Source organism: Vibrio sp. 10N.222.55.C6 (genome assembly GCF_041473395.1).
GTDB classification, from domain to species: domain Bacteria; phylum Pseudomonadota; class Gammaproteobacteria; order Enterobacterales; family Vibrionaceae; genus Vibrio; species Vibrio crassostreae_C.
Genome location: NZ_JBFRSD010000983.1, coordinates 1 through 364 on the forward strand (window position 1 = coordinate 1; position 364 = coordinate 364).

The 364-nt window shown below is 42.6% G+C and carries 1 protein-coding gene; it reads left to right on the top strand.

Annotated elements, in window-relative coordinates; genetic code table 11:
• On the top strand, window positions 1-364 hold a 364-nt coding region (locus AB4486_RS27170; protein ID WP_372119894.1), incomplete at both ends, for a GGDEF domain-containing protein.

The window sequence follows — 364 nt, forward strand, 5'->3', positions numbered from 1 at the left end:
TTGAATGCAGAAGTGGAGCAGTTAAAAGGCTCTTTAGGAAAGGGCACTTTGGCTGTTGTCGATATCGATTTCTTTAAGCAGGTAAATGATACTTATGGTCATCAAATGGGTGACGTTGTGTTGAAGAAAGTTGCCAATGTTCTGAGCAGCAACACTCAAGAAGGTGAGTTTGTTGCACGTTTTGGCGGAGAGGAGTTCATTCTGTGGTACCCAAATAGTAACCCAAGTGGTGTTGAAGATAAGTTCAGATCGCTTTTGGAAGATATGAAGAAAATTACACTCGATAGAAAACCTGTCACGGTATCAATCGGGGCGTGTCATTTTGAATTGAGTACGGGTGATAGCAAAGGGGAAAGGATGTCGG